The sequence below is a fragment of the Neobacillus drentensis NBRC 102427 genome (genome assembly GCF_001591445.1).
GTDB lineage: Bacteria > Bacillota > Bacilli > Bacillales > Cytobacillaceae > Neobacillus > Neobacillus drentensis.
In genome coordinates this window covers 1-15945 of sequence record NZ_BCUX01000039.1, presented here as the reverse complement: position 1 = coordinate 15945, position 15945 = coordinate 1, and the positions used below count along the sequence as shown (strand labels likewise).

Here is a 15945-nt window from a genome sequence, read left to right as displayed (position 1 = left end):
TGCCCAAGCAGGACTCCCTACTGACCAGCACCAAACTCATGTATATCTGTCCTTATTTCTATGATTTATCCCTTTACTCCTGATTTCGATACATCATCGACAATGTAGCGCTGGGCAGCGAAGAAAAGAATAAGCGGCGGGATACTGATTAGGAAGGTAATGGCCATGATTCCCTCCATATCAACGCCAAACATTCCTTTGAACTGGGCAAGCCCAAGTGTCAGCGTATATTTGCTCTGATCATTCAAAAACACGAGCGGTCCTAGGTAATCATTCCAGCAGTTCAGCATGCTGAAGACTCCGACAAGGATTAAAATCGGCTTCATAAGCGGAAGATAAATTTTATAAAAAATTTGAAAAGAGTTAGCACCATCTATTCTTGCCGCTTCATCCAGCTCTTTTGGTATACCCATAATGAATTGACGCATCAAAAAGATATAAAATGGAGCCCCGAACCAGGCAGGAACAATCAGCGGTTTCAACGTATTGATCCAGCCTAAGAAGTTAAATTCCATATATAAAGGAATCATTGTCACTTCCCACGGAATCATCATCGTAGCTAGAAGCACCATAAATAAGAAGTCTCTTCCCTTAAAGGTAAATCTCGCAAATCCATAGGCTACGAGTGCCGATGAAACGATTTGACCAAGTGTTGCTAAGATTGTCACTGTGAGTGAATTCTTTAGAAATTGCGTAAAAGGCTGGGAAATCCATGCTTCCTTAAAGTTCTCAAAGTGGAGGCTGGAAGGAATCCACTTTGGCGGGAACAGATAGAGCTCTTCTGGGGATTTTAACGATGTCGTTACCATCCAAAATAATGGTGCCAAAAATAACAGTGAGAAAAAGATTAAGATTCCGTATATATAGGTTTTTTCAACCCTGCTTTTCATTTTCATAGTAATACCTCACGTATCAATAGATTGGCTGCAATTTTATTTCTTCTTCACTTCTCCTTCGTAATACACCCAGGCAGACGAGGATTTAAACACTAGCATCGTTAAACCTAAAACAATCAAAAACATAAACCATGCATTTGCGGAGGAATAGCCCATTTTAAAATATTTAAAGGCATTTTCATAAACATACATTGCATAAAAATAAGTGGAATTGAGCGGCCCTCCGCCGGTTAGTAGCAGGGCTAACGTCAATTGTTGAAAGGCAGCAATAATCGTTGTGATGACATTAAATAGAATGGTTGGTGTCAAGAGCGGTAAGGTGATTTTGAAAAACTGAGTTAGTTTATTTGCTCCATCAATGGATGCAGCTTCATAAAGTTCACCCGAAATACCTTTTAAACCTGCCAGGAAGATTAACATCATCGTTCCTTGACCCCAAAGGCTTGCAATCACCATTGCTATTAGTGCCCAACCCGTCTCATTCAGCCAGTTAGGGCCTGTAATATCAACTAAAGAAAGAAAGTAATTAAGAATACCGTATTCACCATTGAACACCCATGCCCAGATCATGGCTAGGGCAACGCCTGATATGACGGATGGGAGGTAGAAAAAGGTTCGGAAAAAGGAGTGACCTTTTACATTTTGATTCAATAAAATCGCTAACACTAGAGCTACAACAATATTTAAAGGAACAAACAACGCTGCGAATTTTACCGTTACCCACAATGATTGCCAAAACAACGGATCATCCATAAACATGGTTTTGTAGTTATCTAAACCGATAAATGTCGCCTTACCGACAACTGGCCAATCATAAAAGCTGATAAAAAGCGAGTATAATAAAGGTCCGAGCGTGAAAGCAAGAAACCCGATTACCCATGGGGAGATAAAAAGAAGTGGGACCACCTTGTCCCACTTTATTTTCTTTTTCCTTTTTATTTCCACATAGGGTGTTGGAGAGGCAAGTAAAGATTTCATCATGAACACCCCATTTATTTAATATAGTCTACTTCTTCATGTATTTTTCAGAGTCCTGAACAGCTTTATTTAGAAGTTTCTCTGCATCCTGCCCAAGCATAACCGCATTAACGGCTGCAGACAGGTTACGGTTGATTTCATTCCAATTACTGTTTAAAAGAAATGCTGGTGTGTCAGTAGATCGTTCAAGCATTTTATAGAACGGACTTATTAATAAATCCTGCTCCATATTCATTTCTTTAACCACACTGATTCGAACGGGTAAATCAGCCGTACGCATTTTTATGGCTTCTGCAGAGGAATAAAATTTCACAAATTTGTAAGCAAGTTCTTTATGTTTAGAATCCTTCGCTACAGAAACAGCAGATGAAGCAATTACCCCTTTTGCCGGCTTAGCGCCAAATGACGGAACTTCAACCGTTCCGAAATTAATCTTAGCTTCTTTAAATCCTGCTAAAGGCCAAATACCGCTTTCCCACATTGCGATCTTTCCAGCCTTGAAAATATCATCGCCACTTTGTTGATTTTTCCCGCCAACAAGAACAGCGCTTTTCTTTTTAAGAAGATTACTTAAAATTTCGATCGACTCAATTGTTTTAGGACTGTTCATATAGCCCTTAACTTCTTTCCCGTCGTTACTGATGAAGCTGCCGCCGTTGCTCCATACCAACCCTTGAAGATCATACGTATCTGGCTCTGGCACGATCCCAACACCGTATTGCTTTTTGCTCGGGTCTGATAATTTTTTTGCAATTTGCTGGAAGTCATCCCATGTCCATCCGTCCTTTGGATAAGGGACATTTGCTGCATCAAATAAATCCTTGTTGTAATACACAACCCTTGTAGTAAATCCAGCAGGCATTCCGTAAATTTTTCCATTCATGCTGGAATAATTAAATAGACCTTGGTAAAAATCATCCATATCCATCTCTGTATCGCCTTCGAGGTACGCATCAAGCGGCTCAAGCGACTCGGAGTATGCTGGGAAATTCCACATATACATCATATCTGGTGGATTTTTCGCGCCAAAGGATGCGGCCAGCTTCTGGTCAAACCCATCACCATAAGCTTCCACTTGAACCTTTACACCAGGATTCTTTTCTTCAAATTTTTTGGCGATATCCTGTTGAATTTTCAGGGCCTCCCCGGAGTCCCAGGTTGCAAAACGAAGGGTAGTATTTCCTTTTCCATCCTTCTCTTCTCCAGATCCTCCAGATGCTTTTTCTCCTGAACTGCTGTTCGAACAAGCGGCCAAGGAGAAGGCACTAACTAGTACTAAAATCATCGCTAGCAAGCTGATTTTTCTCATTTCTGAATTTCCCCCTCTTTAGATAAAAAATTAACCGCTTTCATTGTACTTCGAATGAAAGCGGTCTCATACTGAAATTCATCTTAACTTGTTCGTAATAATGTTTTAATTTTCTGTGAAAGTTTATGGGATAGGGGTAAAATTGTCCGAATCGACTCCCCTTTTTGTTTGACGGTAGTCTGATGGTGTATGTCCAGTACATTTTTTAAACCATTTACTAAAATATTTACCGTCATGCACCCCCACCTTTTCCCCTATTTCCTGTAATGTGAGAGTAGTGGTTTCAAGCAATTCGCAAGCAGCATCGAGCTTTAACTTTTCCGTAAATGAATGGAAGCTTTCCCCTACGGACTTACTAAAAAGGGTACTAAAATGGCTTCTGCTTAGGCATACTTCATAAGCAATATCAACCGATGAGTAGGATTTTGAAAGATCTTTCGTGATTAGTTGAACGGCTTTTTGAATCGGTTCCGGCCATTTTTCATCAATGCTATATGTTAAGACCTCTGGTTCATTTGAGTTTTGTTCATTAACTTCTGATTGTATTTCAGCTGAGAATTGTTTTAGATACTCTTCAAATTCCTCATCTTGAAAAGCTGTTTTTAAGATATAACCGGAAGCACCAAGCTTAATGCCTTCCTGGGCATATTCAAAATCCCGATGGCAGCTTAATAGCAGGATTTTTGTGTTCGGGGCAGCTTGTTTAATTTTCCGAGCCAGCTCAATACCATTCTGTTCTGGCATGACAATATCTGTAATGACGACCTCAGGAGAATGTTCAAGAAACGCTTCCCAGCCTTTCTGACCATTGGATGCATCCGCAACCACTTCCATATTGTATTTCTGCCAATTCACTGTTGCCATTAACCCTTTTCGGACGATATATTCATCATCAACTACTATGACTTTGATCATTATTCACCCTCCTTTTTGGCCAGCGTATTTTAAATGTTGTTCCACACTTTGGTTCGGATTCAATTGTTAGACCATATTCACTTCCAAAATGAAGCTTAAGCCGCTGATCGACATTATAGACGCCTATTCCCCGCGCTTTTTCATTTGAAGAATGGTCATTAAGTAAATTTAGTGCCGTTTTTTCACTCATTCCTTTTCCGTTATCACTCAAGGTAAGTTCAAGTAAGTCTGATTTATCCTCAATAGTTAATTCAATTATTCCCTGTCCGTCTTCAAAGGCATGGAAAAAAATATTTTCAAATAATGGCTGTAAAGACAATCTTGGTATCAAAAACTCTAAGCATTCCGGACTAACCCTTTCTTGATACTCAAACATATGACCATAACGGATTTCCTGAACTTTCAAATAGTGCCTAATGGTATCGAGTTCTTTTTTTAATGAGATCAGTTCATCAGAAAAATTGAGATTTTCATGGAGAACCTCCGTAAGATGATAAATCATTTGCTGAACTTCCTTGGCATTACTAAGCCTAGCCTTCCACTGGATGGAGTTTAACGTATTAAACAACAAATGTGGATTAATTTGATAATGAAACGCCCTTAACTCTGCTTGCCGTTTTAACCGTTCTGTCTCACCGATTTCATCAATTAATTCCTTAATTTGCTGAACCATCTGATTAAAACTAATCGTTAATTTCCCAATTTCATCGTGTTCTTTTACAGGAATCTGAGTCTGCAGCTCCCCCAAACTAACCCGTTCCATGGATTCCTTCAATTTTCTGATCCGTTTTGCCAGCGGTGCTGAAAAAACAATCGCTAAAAGAATAGCTAGGATAATTAAAAAGAAAATACCTAGCAACGTATAGTTAAAGATCACTGCAGAGGATTGATAAAACAGCTTTTTAGGGACACGGATCTCAATTTTCCAGCCATAGGCCTCAATATTTTTTACCCTGACTACATCACTTGAGAGCGGCTCCCTTTTTGCTTCTGTTCGGTAAATGACCTTACCCACTTCATTATCGATGGTTACAAAGGCGTGAACATCCCGTTCTAAGTATGTAATATAGGAAAAAAGTTCCTCAGCATTTGTCTCAATTAACAACTTGCTTCCTTTTAAAATTCCATATTGGCTCTGGATAGGCAAAACCAAACCAATCATTGGTTCAGGAGGTTTGCTGCTATCATAATGATCGGCATGATAAAAACCAATCCAGTGCTCCCCTTGTTTGATTTGGCTCGCTTCCTTCCAAAATGGCATTTGAAACAGTTTTTTTGAATTAAGATGGTTTCCACCATAATAATAGCCAGAGCTTGTTATTAAATAGATTCCCTTCGTATTAAACGTTTTATGGGCTTCTAAGAATCTTTCAAAGTTCTTTTTCTCAATAAATCCTTCATAGGTCCTTGGAATCTCCTCTTTGATTACAATCAAAGTAGGGTCGGATAAGTATTGATGAATGTCGTTTGAGACGACAAACATTTGATTAATCGTATTTTCTAATTGGTTTTCAAGCTGAGTTACTGCAAAGTTTTCATATTCATTAAATTGTCTATTCACAATCGTGGATGACTTTTGATAGGAGAGATAACCGAATAATAAAAGCGGTATGAGTGCCACCACGATGAAAAACAGCATTAGCTTGATTCGAAAGCTGCTATACAATTGATTTTTAATTTTTTTCGTCATATTCTTGATAACTTCGACTCTCATCTTCTGTATCAACCTTCATTGTTTTCGCATGTTATCACATTTTTCATAACAGCATGTATCTCCCTTTTTGTCTCGAAAGTATTATCATAAATCTCCCTAAATCATAAACCAGTGTTGGGACAATTTCTATAGACAAGTTATTTGTTTTTTATTTAGATAGAACCACTTTTTGAAAAATAAAAATGAAGGAACAAAGAGAGAAAAATCTCCCTTTGTCCCTTCATTTGGACCTATTTCAAAATCGCCTATAATTTCATTTTATATTGCTGCTCACTTCCCCTCTCTTTCGTGAAGACCCGCTCCACATATTGTATAGCTTTATCTTCCATTAACATTACTGTCGAGCTCCTCGTCCCGTAGTTCTCGCTTTTGATGAACAGCGGGGAAAGCCTTCTTTCCCATTCTAAAGAGACGCCTGTACTGGGAAGAAGTTCATCAGGAGCTTGATCTGCATTTTGGAGTAGGTTCAAAAGCTTCCCGACAAGGTCGTCCTGTTCGCCGTTGATGATTTTGGACAAGCCTTCCTTACCTTTCTGTACTTTTGGCCATTCAGTATTTAATAAGTGATTGCTGACACCATAAATACCTGGGCCTACCGTTTGCAGGTTCTGCCCTTTACTTGAATAATAGTATAATTCCATTCCATCCCCTACAAGTAGGTTATAGCCCGGATAAAAATCCTTTTTCTCTACAAGACTCTGCATATAATCCTTTACATTACCTTTGTGTTTCAGGGCATCAGCTACCAGCTCACCTCGTGAACGCTTTCCCTCTGTTATTTCCTTTGGGTCGCGATAATTGGTCAACGCCGCAAAGCGTCCAGTTCTGGTAATCCCCATCCAAGTGCCCATTTTTTCTAAATCCCTGCCGGCAAGAATATCAGGCTGGTCTTCCCAATAATGAACCGGGGCAGTAGGCCTATGAAAAAATTCATCCCGGTTTGCTGCTACAATAAGCTTGTAGACTGGATGGACTTGATAAGCAAACAATATTAAACACATGTGGATTCACAGCCTTTTAAAAAAAATTCATCGATTCCGTTTCAATCGTATTTTTCAAAAAAGTTCTTTTACCTCCAAAGGAAAATAAAAAAACCATTATTTTAACGTGCAGAGACAGATTAACCTTTATGTTTAAAAACCATTTTTTTGATCAATCGAATTTGGCCTCGATGACTTAGTTCATCTTCGAACACATGGAACCATTTAAAGTAGTTATTAGCGGGGCAATCCCGCCAAAACGGAGTTTGTTCAAATAACCATTCATCAGGGAGCGTTTTAAAGTTTGCGATTGTCGTTTTTCTAACATCGGCTAATTGCTCCAAGTAATAATCAATCGTGTTTCCTTTAATTTGTTCTCGTCCTAAATTTCCTAAATCTAAGCTAGGAAGTATAGGGAGTATCTCTTCATCACTGGGTTCACGATTCTCAAAGGTTAACACTTGATACACTTTTTCGACCGCTGCCATATGGGATAACAACATTCCAATTGAATTTGCATCCTCATCATACAGAAAGTCCAATTCGTCCACCGTTAAATCCTTCACGGCCTCAATTGTCGTAACCCTTGTATAATTCATCATTGAAACCAATTTGCTAAACTCCAGACCCAAATCATCTTTTTGATCAATTATGTATAATGTATCCAAATTCATTTAAATACCTCCACTCGAAAAATAATGCACCATTTATTATTCGCCATCTTTTACGAAATCCCTTTTCGCATAGTGGAGACCATCACGTTTAATAGTCGCGGCGCTTAAGAAAGCTAAATTGGTTAAAAGAAAATAAGACAATTTCTGATGTTTATTCGCATCTCTGGAGATGATAATAGCTACGACCTAATTTAATTTGGAGGTGTGTTACCATGTCAGAACTAGAGCCTTTAGAATACGAAACTGGTACCGCTATTCGTGAATATGACATTATTGAAATTAACCAAACAGCCACCGGATATGAAGTGGTGCTAAATATAGAATTAGACAGCGGTTATTCCTTGGCGGGAACAAAGTTAGAGGTTACAGATGAGGACTTACAAGGATATGAAACAAATGAAATCGAAGAAGGAATTAAATTTGCATTGGGGTTTTTCAATCATTAACGAACTAAATTTTCAGGGCTAATCGCCATGAACTGTGTTAAACTAACCAACGACGGTTAGGTAACGTACAATAATTTTGGAGTGGTTATATGAGTAGTGCAAAAGGGAAAGGCGGAACAGGCAGAGGCACCGGCAAAAAGGGCTGGACTCGCTGGCAAGCCGGTGTCAAAAAGGCTAAAAGTGCCAAACCTTATGTAAGTAAAGGTGCTAAACGAGCAACTGACGGGAGCGTCACTAGTACAAATACAGGTGATAATTCCGATAAATAGCGATATTCCAAAGACTTAGGGAAGTCCCATCTCCCCTGGTCTTTTATTTTGGCCGTTATCGTAGGATTTACTATTTATGGGACCTATAAAAGACAAATCTCTTATTACTGAGGTGGGTTTTGTCCGTAAGGGGGCCTATTACGGACAAATTTCTCGCTCCTAACACGGCGGATGTCCTTAAGAATGCTTATTACGGACAAGTCTCTCGTTCCAATGACGAGTTTTGTCCGTAATACTGCTTTGCTAACTAGATTTTCCACAAGGCGCCCCCTCATTTAAAAAAAAGGCGCCAGTCCACCACTCGCGAACAAATGTCCGCGCACAGTGCCTGACACCATAATTCCTAACTACTTCCTTGTTTCCCTCCGTACAACCGGGGCTACTTCTGTTGCCAATCGCTCGATGCTTTCGGCCACTTGTTTGAACGGCATTCCGCCGATGTCCATTTGGGCGATAAACCGCTGGTGTCCGTAGAGCTCATGTTGATGGAGGATTTTTTCAATGACCTGCTGGGAACTGCCCACAAATAAAGCTGTTTCCGGACCAGCAATCTGCTCAAAATCTGCACGGGACATTTGTGTATTCATTCCACGCTGGCGGTTAAAGTAACCCCAATAATTAGAATGATACGGATAGAACTCATCCTTTGCCTTTTGGGTTGTTTCCGAAATATAAGCATGACCTGTCACTGCAACCTTCATCGACTCAGGAGCATGTCCTGCTTCATTCGCTGCCTGGCGGTAAATGTCTACCAATGGCTTAAAGCGAATGTGTTCTCCTCCTAGTATTGCTATGGCTAAGTTGGTCCCTAATCTTCCTGCTCGTGCTGCACTTGATGGAGTTCCTCCTACGCCAACCCACAATGGAATATTTTCTTGAAACGGCCGTGGAGCAATTTCTGCATCCTGCAACGGAGAACGAAATTGACCTTTCCAGGTAACTCGCTCCTGTGCATTTAGCTGCTGGAAGAGACGGATGTTCTCTTCAAACAGCTGGTCATAATCGTTTAAATCATACCCGAACAGCGGGAAAGATTCGATAAAGGCTCCTCGTCCAGCGATGATTTCGGCTCGACCATTAGAGAGGAGATCAAGTGTCGCAAAATCCTCAAATAGACGAACAGGATCAACTGTGCTTAAGACAGTTGTAGCACTTGCCAGTTTAATTTGCTTTGTAACTTGCGAAATAGCGGACAAGACAACCGGTGGTGCCGATACGGCATAGTCAAGGCGATGATGCTCACCAACACCCACTACATCCAAGCCTGCCTCATCAGCCATTTTCGCTGCTTCAATGATTTCTTCGAGCCGCTGCCTTGCACTGATTGATTTCCCAGTACTCCAATCCGGAACTATATCCCCTAACGTATAGATCCCTATTTCCATACCTGAATGTTCTTCTTTAGATTCTGGCTTCATCTTTCATTTCCTCCCACATTGCTTTATAGAACTAATCGAATTTTATTTCCTGAAGGATCACTGGTTACAAAATAATCTGCTTCTTCCGTAACCGGCGCACCTAATTGCTTCAGCTCTTTCAACGCATTCTCTCTTGCTCCCTCATTGGGGAAAACGAGTGAGTACCAATTTAATCCGACACTGTTTTCCTGTGGTGTCGCTGCCCCTTCTCCCTGCCAAGTGTTGATGGCAATATGATGATGATACTTCCCTGTAGATAGAAAAGCAGCCTGTGGATAGTAGCTTACAATCTCAAAGCCGAGCCCTTTGGTGTAAAATTCTTCTGCTTTTTTCAAATGGGCAACATGAAGGTGAATGTGGCCCATCAGCGTGCCCGCCGGCAGACCTTTCCATTCCGCATCACTTTCCGCAAGAATCCCATTCCCGTCAAGCTCTTCTGTTGCCATTTCTACTAAACCGTTTTTCCATCTCCATTCGGAAGAGGGGCGGTCACGGTAGACTTCAATCCCATTTCCGTCCGGATCGTTCAGGTATAGCGCCTCACTTACATAATGATCTGCAGCACCGAGCGGGTATCCCGTTTGAATCATGTGTTGTAAAAAGACTGATAGATCAGCTCGGGATGGAAGTAAAATAGCAAAGTGATACAACCCTGTCGTGCGTGGTGTTTTTGCAACAACCTTTTCAGGCTGTTCAAGTGTTAATAAAGGGTTTTTTCCGTCTGTCGTTAAGACTGCTTTACGAGCTGATTTCTCTAATACTTGAAAGCCGATTATATTTTGGTAAAAAGCAAGTGAATAGTCTAGGTTTTTTACTTTAATATTGACTTCTCCAACAAATATATTTGGTTCTTGATGAAATTTTTCCATCTTCTCCTCAACCCTTCTTCATGTTTTTGTATACGAAACCTTTTATGATTAAGACCTCTTTATTAATATGGTTTTTTTACATTACATTAAACCAATTGCTATTTCTCTATGTTTACAGCATACTTCAAATTTATCTTGAATTCAAGTATTTTAAATTCAAACTACATTAGAAGACTATTTTTTATCCCTGCAACAGAAAAAAGGACTCCTCCGCTAAGCGGAAAGCCCTTAACTGATGTTTTTCGTATGTTATGCTTCGACAATGTTAGGCTGCTGGTAAACCTCTTTTTCAAATTCTCCTGTTACTTTACTGGTTAGTATGCCTGAGGTCATCGCTCCGCTGACGTTTAAGGCTGTACGTCCCATGTCAATGAGCGGCTCAACTGAAATAAGCAGACCTACAATTGCTATTGGGAGGTTCATTACGGATAAAACAATCAAGGCTGCAAAGGTTGCCCCGCCACCAACACCAGCCACACCAAACGAGCTAATTGCGACTACTAAAATGAGCGTTAGGATAAAGGATATACTCGTTGGGTCGACACCTGCCGCTGGAGCTGCCATCACTGCTAACATTGCAGGATAAACACCTGCACATCCGTTTTGGCCGATGGTAAGTCCAAATGAACCCGCAAAGTTGGCAATCCCTTCAGATACACCAAAGTCCTTTGTTTGCGTTTTAATCGTCATTGGCAAGGTGCCTGCACTTGTCCGTGAGGTGAAAGCAAAGGTTAAAGTTGGCAGCCCTTTTTTCACATAATTTACCGGGCTAAGTTTGGCAAATGATAATAATAGAAGATGGATAATAAATACAATAATGAGCGCCACATATGAGGCAATCACAAACTTTCCTAATTTGGCAATCGCTGCATAGTCACTCGTTGCCGTCACCCTGGCGATGATTGCTAAGATACCATAGGGTGTTAAACGAAGAATGAGTGTAACCACTCTCATAACCACAGAGTAGAAGGTATCAATGATTTTTGCGAAAAACTCCCCGTGCTCTGGATCCTTCCGCTTAACTCCAAGGTAAGCAGTCCCGATAAATACGGCAAAAATAACAACCGCAATCGTCGACGTGGCACGGGCCCCTGTTAAATCCTGAAACGGATTACTCGGAATTAACTCAATGATTTGCTGTGGGAGTGTCATATTTTCAATCCCTGCAACTCTTTCCTCTAACTGGGCATTACGGGCTGCTTCTGCTTCTCCTTCCGTTAACTGCGCCCCGTCAAGGCCAAATCCTAATGCAGAACCAATTCCAACCGCCGCAGAAACGGCTGTCGTAGCAAGCAGTATGCCGATGACAAGGAAACTGATTTTCCCTATATTTTTAGTTAACTTTAATTTTGTAAATGCTCCGACAATCGATACAAAGATAAGCGGCATAACCACCATTTGTAACAGTTTGACATAGCCATTCCCAACAATGTTAAACCAATCAGTCGAACCTGTCGTCACTTCATGTGTTGTACCATAAATCAAATGAATAATAAAACCAAATATAATACCTAAACCCAGCGCACTAAAAACACGTTTGGAAAAAGAAACATGTTTTTTTTGCATCGTAAATAGACCAAAGATGAGTAACAACAACACCGCGACATTTACGATGATAAGAATGGTATTCATTATATTCCTCCCCTTCAATTTTGGAAAAATGCAACCCAGCCTCAATATTCCAATGCATTAAGTCGGAATTATAATTAATAAAATCTATGCCTGTATTCATTTTTCAACAATCAAACGTTTGATATTGTAAATAATATGACAAAGAAATGCTTTATATTCCAAGCCCCCCACATATTTAATCAAACGTTTGATTAGTTTTTTGACTGCAAAGAGTGGGGGTAAAAAAATGGTGTCAGGCACCGCTCGTGGACAAATGTCCACGAAAGGTGCCTGACACCAAACTAATACCAAACTAATACCAAACTAATGCCAAACTACAATGTGATGGTAAAGGTTGTCCCTTGCCCTTCTTCACTGTCAACTAGGATGGTACCGTCATGCATTTCGATGATTTTTTTCACGATAGATAGTCCTAAGCCACTGCCGCCTTTTGAGCGGTCTCTGGCTTTATCTGCTTTATAAAAACGTTCAAAGATATGAACCTGATCTTTTTTTGCAATGCCAATCCCCGTATCGGTTATTTTCACCACCGTTTTGTCATCGACTTGATGGAGATGAACGCGAATCGTTCCGAGCTTGGGAGTAAATTTAATACTATTGTGAATGAGATTGGTCCATACCTGACTCATCAAATCTTCATCCGCAGTGATGACGACCTTCTCTAGGGACACATCCAGTTCCAGTTCCTTTTCTGTCCAATGCGGTTCACACGCCAAGATAATCGTCCGTATTTGTTGGTCTAATCGATAGCTATGCCTCTCGAAGGGATGATGCTGTGATTCTAGTGAGGTTAACTTCATAAGATTATCACTTAATTTCGATAACCTTCTGCTCTCCGTTTCAATGATACTAAGATAATGGCTTCTTTCCTCACCCGAAAGTTGATCAAATTGAAGCGCCCTTGCAAAACCCATGATTGAGGTCAACGGCGACTGAATTTCATGTGAGACATTAGAAATAAACTCCTGCCGCATCTCTTCTAATTGTTTTAATTGCTTTGCCATATGATTAATATGGTCAACCAGGCTAGTAAATTGGTTCCTTTTACCAGAATTTAATTCAAGATATACATTAAAATCGCCTTTAGAAATCCTTTTTAAAGCATCAAGTACTTCAAGAAGGAGATTGCGGCGCCTTGAACGAGTGAATATAGAGATAAGATATCCTACTATACTCATGACGAATAAACTGATAATCGCCGTTGCCATATGACGAAAATAATCGGATGTATGAAAATCGAATAAATGATAAATGCCGGAGACGATGAAATAACCTGCTGAAAAACCAAAAGAAACAAATACAAAGAAAAAGACCATCCCAAATACATGTTGAAAAAACCGCTTGATTTTCATGTTCTTCCCTCAAAGCGGTAGCCTAATCCCCAAATCGTCCGAATCCGGAACGGGAATTCTCCGTCGGGAAACCGCTCTCTTAACCTTTTAATATGGACATCAACCGTTCGTTCGTCTCCTTCATAGTCGTAGCCCCAAATGTCTTCAATCAGCACCTCTCTTGAAAATGTTTTCCCGGGATAGCTGGCCAATTTAAACAGCAGTTCGAATTCCTTCAACGGAAGGGTAATTTCCTTATTTTTAAAAAAAATTTCATGGGTCTTTCGGTTTAACTTAAATTCTTCAATCGTGATCGTCTGCGAAACGGTTATATTATATCGTTTTAATAATGCTTTAACTCGAGCGGTTAGTTCCATCGGGTCAAAGGGTTTCACAAGATAATCGTCCGCTCCCAGATCAAACCCTTTCAGTTTTTGTGAAGTTTCTCCTTTAGCAGTCAGCATTAAGATAGGAATATCGCTGAACTCCCGCAGCTCTTTGCATAATTCCCAACCATCCATATTTGGCATCATGATATCAATGACCGCTAAATCGATCTTTACCTTTTCCAGCAGTTGTAATGCCTGTAAACCATCTGACGCTTCATAAAGTTCGAATCCTTCTTTTTTTAAAAAAAGGTGGATTAATTCGCGAATATTGGCATCATCATCGACTAGTAGTACCTTCGTCATTCCAATCTCATTCCTTTCCTACTATTAAACAGTTTCATTAATCCGTAATTGCTGCTCGGCAAATTCACGATACAAAGAGTGGGTCCTAATCAACTGTTCATGTGTTCCACTGCCAGTAATTTTCCCCTTATCCAAAAAGAGAATTTGATCCGAATCAATCACTGTCGATAGACGATGCGCAATCACGAGCGTGGTTCTTCCCTTCATTAAATTTTGCAATGCCTGTTGGACAACTTGTTCTGATTTGCTATCAAGACTCGAAGTCGCTTCATCTAGCATTAATATTTTTGGGTCCCTTAAAAAGGCACGCGCAATTGCAATCCTCTGTCGTTGCCCGCCTGATAACTTGATTCCTCTTTCACCAACTTCTGTATCATATCCGTTCGGCAGTTCGGAAATAAACTGGTCCGCAAAGGCCATTTTGGCTACCCTCTCGATAGCTGCCTGGTCCACTTTCTTATCCATTCCGTAACAAATATTATCACGAATCGTCCCCACAACAATCGGGATTTCCTGTGATACATAGCCAATTTGACTTCTCCAAGAAAATAGTGAAAATTGGTTAATTGGTACGTTTCCAAGACGGATAACCCCTTGCTGCGGTTGATAATAACGCTCTAACAAGGAAAACAGCGTCGTTTTTCCACTTCCGCTCGGGCCGACAATGGCTGTCACCTTTCCTGCTTCAGCGGAAAAACTGATATCTTTTAGTATGTCGTCCCCATTTTTATACGAGTAATTCAGGTTCTCTACGATTATGGATTGATTCACATTATTGACATCCATCATGGAATCATCCTTTTCCTCGGTCATATCCATGATGGTGATAATTCGTTCGGTGGCGCCGGTTGCCTTTTGAAATTAGGTAAAAAAGGCAGCTAATTGCCCCATTGGCATGACGATTTGAAATAGATACATGATAAAGGCAACTAAATCCCCTGCCTTTAATACACCTGAAGATACCCTCATTCCACCGTAGCCGAGAATTACCACGAGTAATACCATAATTACTAAACCAATCAGCGGTGTGATTAATGCCTGAATTTTTGCCTCTTTCAAGCCATATTGAAACAATTGGGTAATCCCATTTTTTCCATTTTTATACTCGATTGCTTCTGCGTTCGAGGCTTTGACTAAGCGTATTTCTGAGAGTACTTGCTGGAGGACTGAGGTGAACCGTGCTGTTTCGGTTTGCATCCCTTTTGACACCTGATGCATCCTTTTTCCAAGTGTCATTAAGATGACTGCTGCAAGTGGCAGTGCGATAAACATTAACAAAGCCATTTTCCAATCCAATAGCAGCAGAACAACAACCGATCCAATGATGGAAATGGTACCTGAGAGGAAATTGGCGAGGTGATCGGTAATTAATCCTCTTACAACGGCCGTATCATTGGTCATTCGGCTGACCGTTTCACCTGTTTGATTTTCATCGTAGAACGGAATCGGTAAGACGAGCAGTTTTTTCCATAGACGGTCGCGAATCCCGGCAACTACGGATTGGCCGATATGATTTAATAAATAGATGGATATGCCGCTTGCCACTGCTTGAATTAAGAGCGCGGAAACAAGAAGAATAATCCTTCCCGTACTTAAAGAGCTAATTGTAAAATCATTGATAAGGTTTTTTGTAAAAAGCGGGACCATTAGCCCCACTAAGGTGGTACTCACACTTAAAAGGAGAGCAATCCCCATAAACCATTTCGAGGGCTTGGTGTGTTGAACCAAGCGAACAAATTGACGCCAGCCCTTCTCTTTCTTCACTTCTGTCATATATATTTACATCCGTTCCTAAATATATAGACATTGATGGATATTACTG

Annotated in this window: 15 protein-coding genes and 1 pseudogene; 2 read left to right on the top strand and 14 right to left on the bottom strand. The window is 40.4% G+C overall.

Annotated features, from left to right (window positions below; genetic code table 11):
• Positions 1-65: 65 nt before the first annotated feature.
• From BDR01S_RS17685 to BDR01S_RS17655, 7 genes are all read right to left on the bottom strand, one after another.
• Complete coding sequence (locus BDR01S_RS17685) at positions 66-896, bottom strand: carbohydrate ABC transporter permease (protein WP_066250027.1); 831 nt, start codon at positions 894-896, stop codon at positions 66-68.
• A 36-nt stretch (positions 897-932) separates the two neighbouring features.
• Positions 933-1874 (bottom strand): carbohydrate ABC transporter permease, encoded by a 942-nt coding sequence (locus tag BDR01S_RS17680; protein WP_235846601.1) that lies wholly within the window; start codon positions 1872-1874, stop codon positions 933-935.
• A gap of 28 nt (positions 1875-1902) precedes the next feature.
• Positions 1903-3183 carry an ABC transporter substrate-binding protein gene (locus BDR01S_RS17675; protein ID WP_066250022.1) on the bottom strand — a complete coding sequence of 427 codons (1281 nt, stop codon included), beginning with the start codon at positions 3181-3183 and terminating at the stop codon, positions 1903-1905.
• A 123-nt stretch (positions 3184-3306) separates the two neighbouring features.
• On the bottom strand, positions 3307-4098 hold the full coding sequence (locus BDR01S_RS17670; RefSeq protein WP_066250019.1) for a response regulator transcription factor: 792 nt from the start codon (positions 4096-4098) through the stop codon (positions 3307-3309).
• Positions 4076-5812, bottom strand: a complete 1737-nt coding sequence (locus BDR01S_RS17665) for a sensor histidine kinase (protein WP_235846600.1) — start codon at positions 5810-5812, stop codon at positions 4076-4078. The genes BDR01S_RS17670 and BDR01S_RS17665 overlap by 23 nt, the downstream gene beginning before the upstream one ends.
• 245 nt (positions 5813-6057) lie before the next feature.
• Positions 6058-6801 (bottom strand): NRDE family protein, encoded by a 744-nt coding sequence (locus tag BDR01S_RS17660; protein WP_439951486.1) that lies wholly within the window; start codon positions 6799-6801, stop codon positions 6058-6060.
• 131 nt (positions 6802-6932) lie between these two features.
• Positions 6933-7466 (bottom strand): DinB family protein, encoded by a 534-nt coding sequence (locus BDR01S_RS17655; RefSeq protein WP_066250012.1) that lies wholly within the window; start codon positions 7464-7466, stop codon positions 6933-6935.
• A gap of 212 nt (positions 7467-7678) precedes the next feature.
• On the opposite strand from BDR01S_RS17655, the gene BDR01S_RS17650 reads away from it, so the two are divergent.
• Both BDR01S_RS17650 and BDR01S_RS17645 read left to right on the top strand, forming a co-directional pair.
• On the top strand, positions 7679-7912 hold the full coding sequence (locus tag BDR01S_RS17650) for a hypothetical protein (protein ID WP_066250009.1): 234 nt from the start codon (positions 7679-7681) through the stop codon (positions 7910-7912).
• 89 nt (positions 7913-8001) lie between these two features.
• The gene (locus BDR01S_RS17645) at positions 8002-8181 is read left to right on the top strand and encodes a DUF3934 family protein (protein WP_066250007.1); all 180 of its coding nucleotides are present in this window, start codon (positions 8002-8004) and stop codon (positions 8179-8181) included.
• A 104-nt stretch (positions 8182-8285) separates the two neighbouring features.
• Here the strand turns inward: BDR01S_RS17645 and BDR01S_RS26080 are convergent, their stop codons facing one another.
• The 7 genes and pseudogenes from BDR01S_RS26080 to BDR01S_RS17615 all read right to left on the bottom strand — a co-directional run bounded on the left by BDR01S_RS26080 (position 8286) and on the right by BDR01S_RS17615 (position 15896).
• Positions 8286-8441 carry a hypothetical protein gene (locus BDR01S_RS26080; RefSeq protein ID WP_157406206.1) on the bottom strand — a complete coding sequence of 52 codons (156 nt, stop codon included), beginning with the start codon at positions 8439-8441 and terminating at the stop codon, positions 8286-8288.
• Between the two features lie 87 nt (positions 8442-8528).
• Positions 8529-9599 carry an LLM class flavin-dependent oxidoreductase gene (locus tag BDR01S_RS17640; RefSeq protein ID WP_066250005.1) on the bottom strand — a complete coding sequence of 357 codons (1071 nt, stop codon included), beginning with the start codon at positions 9597-9599 and terminating at the stop codon, positions 8529-8531.
• A 23-nt stretch (positions 9600-9622) separates the two neighbouring features.
• Positions 9623-10468 carry a VOC family protein gene (locus BDR01S_RS17635; protein ID WP_066250002.1) on the bottom strand — a complete coding sequence of 282 codons (846 nt, stop codon included), beginning with the start codon at positions 10466-10468 and terminating at the stop codon, positions 9623-9625.
• Positions 10469-10717: 249 nt separating this feature from the next.
• Positions 10718-12100, bottom strand: coding sequence for an L-cystine transporter (locus tag BDR01S_RS17630; protein WP_066250000.1), 1383 nt, complete (start codon positions 12098-12100; stop codon positions 10718-10720).
• 314 nt (positions 12101-12414) lie between these two features.
• Positions 12415-13452 carry a sensor histidine kinase gene (locus BDR01S_RS17625; protein ID WP_066249997.1) on the bottom strand — a complete coding sequence of 346 codons (1038 nt, stop codon included), beginning with the start codon at positions 13450-13452 and terminating at the stop codon, positions 12415-12417.
• Entirely contained in the window at positions 13449-14123 is a 675-nt protein-coding gene (locus tag BDR01S_RS17620) for a response regulator transcription factor (RefSeq protein WP_066249995.1), read from the bottom strand. The genes BDR01S_RS17625 and BDR01S_RS17620 overlap by 4 nt, the downstream gene beginning before the upstream one ends.
• A 24-nt stretch (positions 14124-14147) precedes the next feature.
• Positions 14148-15896, bottom strand: a pseudogene (locus tag BDR01S_RS17615) (ABC transporter ATP-binding protein).
• Positions 15897-15945 lie beyond the last annotated feature (49 nt).

What these genes read in the sequence shown, in the direction of transcription:
- BDR01S_RS17685 (WP_066250027.1), bottom strand. Translation starts at nt 896, where the DNA reads ATGAAAATGAAAAGCAGGGTTGAAAAAACCTATATATACGGAATCTTA.
- BDR01S_RS17680 (WP_235846601.1), bottom strand. Translation starts at nt 1,874, where the DNA reads ATGAAATCTTTACTTGCCTCTCCAACACCCTATGTGGAAATAAAAAGG.
- BDR01S_RS17635 (WP_066250002.1), bottom strand. Translation starts at nt 10,468, where the DNA reads ATGGAAAAATTTCATCAAGAACCAAATATATTTGTTGGAGAAGTCAAT.
- BDR01S_RS17655 (WP_066250012.1), bottom strand. Translation starts at nt 7,466, where the DNA reads ATGAATTTGGATACATTATACATAATTGATCAAAAAGATGATTTGGGT.
- BDR01S_RS17665 (WP_235846600.1), bottom strand. Translation starts at nt 5,812, where the DNA reads ATGAGAGTCGAAGTTATCAAGAATATGACGAAAAAAATTAAAAATCAA.
- BDR01S_RS17670 (WP_066250019.1), bottom strand. Translation starts at nt 4,098, where the DNA reads ATGATCAAAGTCATAGTAGTTGATGATGAATATATCGTCCGAAAAGGG.
- BDR01S_RS17625 (WP_066249997.1), bottom strand. Translation starts at nt 13,452, where the DNA reads ATGAAAATCAAGCGGTTTTTTCAACATGTATTTGGGATGGTCTTTTTC.
- BDR01S_RS17620 (WP_066249995.1), bottom strand. Translation starts at nt 14,123, where the DNA reads ATGACGAAGGTACTACTAGTCGATGATGATGCCAATATTCGCGAATTA.
- BDR01S_RS17650 (WP_066250009.1), top strand. Translation starts at nt 7,679, where the DNA reads ATGTCAGAACTAGAGCCTTTAGAATACGAAACTGGTACCGCTATTCGT.
- BDR01S_RS17630 (WP_066250000.1), bottom strand. Translation starts at nt 12,100, where the DNA reads ATGAATACCATTCTTATCATCGTAAATGTCGCGGTGTTGTTGTTACTC.
- BDR01S_RS17645 (WP_066250007.1), top strand. Translation starts at nt 8,002, where the DNA reads ATGAGTAGTGCAAAAGGGAAAGGCGGAACAGGCAGAGGCACCGGCAAA.
- BDR01S_RS17640 (WP_066250005.1), bottom strand. Translation starts at nt 9,599, where the DNA reads ATGAAGCCAGAATCTAAAGAAGAACATTCAGGTATGGAAATAGGGATC.
- BDR01S_RS17675 (WP_066250022.1), bottom strand. Translation starts at nt 3,183, where the DNA reads ATGAGAAAAATCAGCTTGCTAGCGATGATTTTAGTACTAGTTAGTGCC.